This window comes from uncultured Cyclobacterium sp., from assembly GCF_963976465.1.
In the GTDB taxonomy this organism is placed as follows: Bacteria; Bacteroidota; Bacteroidia; order Cytophagales; family Cyclobacteriaceae; genus Cyclobacterium.
Map to the genome: position 1 here is coordinate 1 of NZ_CAXBOC010000563.1, position 3,352 is coordinate 3,352.

2 protein-coding genes are annotated in these 3,352 nt (G+C 43.2%); one reads left to right on the forward strand and one right to left on the reverse strand.

Annotated elements, in window-relative coordinates; translation table 11 throughout:
- The first annotated feature begins 76 nt into the window (after positions 1–76).
- On the forward strand, positions 77–2,206 hold the full coding sequence (locus tag AAC037_RS22190) for a molybdopterin cofactor-binding domain-containing protein (RefSeq protein ID WP_339905699.1): 2,130 nt from the start codon (positions 77–79) through the stop codon (positions 2,204–2,206).
- 28 nt (positions 2,207–2,234) lie between these two features.
- On the opposite strand, the gene hslU is transcribed toward AAC037_RS22190, so the two are convergent.
- Positions 2,235–3,352: ATP-dependent protease ATPase subunit HslU (gene hslU, locus AAC037_RS22195; protein ID WP_339905701.1), on the reverse strand; the 1,118-nt coding region annotated here is incomplete at its 5' end.

The following is a 3,352-nucleotide window of genomic DNA, read 5'->3' on the forward strand; positions in this document are numbered from 1 at the left end:
GTAACATTTGCCGCTGCTGTACCTACCCGGCAATTATCGATGCACTGTCTAAATTAAGTCAAAAGAAAGCTGAGCAATGAGCCTTAAACGAGATGAAAACCCTTTCCCAACTTTAAGTGATTTTAAAAGTCCCAAAGGAAGGATGTCTAGAAGAAAGTTTTTTAAACTTATGGGAGCCGGTGCAGCCACCTATATTTTGCTTTCAGATGTATTCGTTTCCTCTGCGGCTTCTGTTGATGATAAGTTTGAATTTCCGGACAAAGAGCTGATTTCTTCTTGGATTCATATTTCTAAAGCGGGAATAATTACTGTATTTACGGGAAAGGTGGAGATTGGGCAGAACATACGCACATCCTTAAGTCAGGTAGTGGCAGAGGAGTTGTCTGTTGCTCCTCACGAAATTAACCTGATTATGGGAGATACTTTACTCACCCCTTATGATCGAGGGACCTATGGAAGCCTGACTACACTCCAAATTTCCCCTGTGCTTAGGCTTGCGGCAGCAAACTTAAGAGAGATTTTATTGGAGGAAGCTGAAAAGGTATTGGGTATATCCTCTTCCAAACTGCAGTTAAAAGACGGGAAGGTGATGGATGCCGACTCAGCCAATAGTGTTGACTTTGAGCACTTATTGGAAGGTAAAAAAGTGCTGAGAAAAATCAATAAAGATGTAGCAACAATAAGCCCTGAGCAGTGGAGATTTGCAGGTCATTCTGTGCCCAAAATTAACGGAAAGGATTTTATTACAGGAAGCCATAAATATGTATCTGATATGGTTTTGCCAAATATGGTATATGGTAAAATATTGCGGCCACCAGCTTATGGAGCTGAACTGCTTCGTGCCGATACTACAAATGCCGAAAATATCCCCGGCATAATGCTGATAAGCGACGGAGATTTTATTGCGGTTGTAGCAGACAGCCCGGGAAAAGCAGCCATGGCTTTGGCTTCAGTCGATTCCTCCTGGGGACCGGGAAAGCTTATTGAGCCTGGAGCGCTATTTGAGCATTTGGTCAAAAGCTCCAAGGATGGAAAACCCAAAAGGCAAAGCCTAGAAGATAACTATGAGGAAGCCCCATTGAAATTAAATCAGTGGTTTGAGATTGATTATATCGCACATGTCCCCTTGGAAACCCGGGCAGCATTGGCCAGCTGGAAAGACGGAGAAGTGGAAGTTTGGGCAGGGACACAACGCCCTTTTGGTTTACATGAAGACTTGGCAAAAGAATTTGATCTACCATTAGATAAAATACGCGTTCATGTTCCCGATACTGGTTCCGGCTACGGAGGAAAGCAAACCAGTGAAGTAGGGATTGAAGCTGCAAAATTATCGAAGGTGGTTGGCCGTCCCGTAAAGGTTTGCTGGACCAGAGAAGAAGAATTCAAGTGGGCTTATTTTCGACCTGCAGGAGTAATTGATGTGAAAGCTTCTGTAAATAATGGGAAGATTAATACTTGGGAGTTCCATAATTATAACTCAGGTGCTGCAGGTATTGATTTTCCTTATTCAGGGGCTGAAGAACATATTGAGTTTCACCGTTCATCTTCACCATTGCGTCAAGGATCCTATCGGGCCTTGTCCTCTACTGCCAACGTCTTTGCCATGGAGTCCACAATCAATGATTTGGCAAGGGAATTGAAATTGGACCCTTTGCAATTTAGAATAGCGCATCTGGATAAACCAAGATTAATCAATGTAATAAAAGCAGGCGCCGAGGCCTTTGATTGGGGAAAGGAAAAGAAGCAATCTGAAATAGGGTATGGAATGGCTTGCGGTACGGTAAAAGGAGGCTTTGTCGCTACCTTCGTTGAGGTGGAGGTTGAAAATAAATCGAGGAAATTGAATGTACGTAGGGTAGTGACGGCCTTTGAATGTGGTGTCATCATCAATCCCCGGCACCTTAAGAGTCAGGTTATTGGGTGTGTACTGCAAGGTTTAGGCGGCGCACTATTTGAAGCGGTAGATTTTAAAGATGCCAAACTGACCAATCCCGGTCTTTCTTCCTACCGAGTGCCTAGGTTTAGTGATGTACCGGAAATGAAAGTAGTATTATTGAACCGAAAGGATCTTCCATCCTCCGGAGCAGGAGAAGCCCCCATCGTATGTATCGCTCCAGCATTGCGGAATGCAATTCATGATGCTTGCGGAGTAAAGCTTTATAGGCTACCCATGTTGCCATCAGGTGTGGTGCCTGAGCACACCTGATGGTCAATTGGTCTTGTTATGAACTGTATCAAAGGATGAACTGAGAAAGGTCTCGGTTTTTCACCAAAGAACTTAACCTTTCATTGACAAGGTCTTTGGTAATCATGATTTTGCTATTGGGACCTATTGAATCCGGTACATCAAACAAAAAGTCATTCAGTAAATGGCTCATGACGGTGTGCAGCCTTCTTGCCCCAATGTTTTCAACTTCCTCATTGATACTAAATGCCAATGAAGCTATTTCTTGAATGGCATCGTCTGTGTATTCCAAATAAACTTCCTCAGCTTCAAATAAGGCCTGATACTGTTTGGTGAGGGCATTTTTTGGGTCTTTGAGTATTTTGTAGAAATCCTCTTGGGTTAGGCTCGTAAGTTCTACTCGAATTGGGAACCTTCCTTGCAGCTCGGGAATCAGGTCCGAAGGTTTGCTTACATGAAAGGCTCCTGCGGCTATAAACAACACATGATCTGTATGTACCAATCCATATTTGGTATTGACAGCACTGCCTTCTACAATAGGAAGCAAATCTCTTTGTACACCTTCTCTGCTAACATCCGGTCCGCCTGATTTACTTGAACTAGAGGCAATTTTATCAATTTCGTCGATAAATATGATCCCATTGTTTTCCGCAAGCTTAATGGCTTCTTCTTTGACCTCATCAAAATCAATAAGTTTGGAGGCTTCTTCTTCCATCAAAATCTTTCTGGCTTCCGAAATGGTGACTTTCCTTTTTTTGGTGCGCTTAGGCATCATATTGCTAAGCATGTCTTGAATGCCAGCCATGCTGGCTTCATCCATCATGCCATTTCCCACCATGCCAATCCCAGCAGGGGAGGACTGCTTAACATTGATTTCTATTTTCCGTTCCTCCAGCTCTCCATGCTTCAATTTTTCTTTGAATCTCTCCCTGGTTTTTTCATTAAGCTCTTGCTCGCTGGCATTGTCGGGATTAAAATTCTCTTTTTGCGTAGTGCTGAAACCTGTACCTCTAACGGGAGGAATCAAAATATCCAGAAGCATGTCTTCAACAATCACTGCAGCTTTTTCCTTTACTTCTTCATTCTTTGCTTCCTTAACCAGATTTACTGCATGTTCCACCAAATCCCTTACCATGGACTCTACGTCCCTTCCGACATAGCCTACTT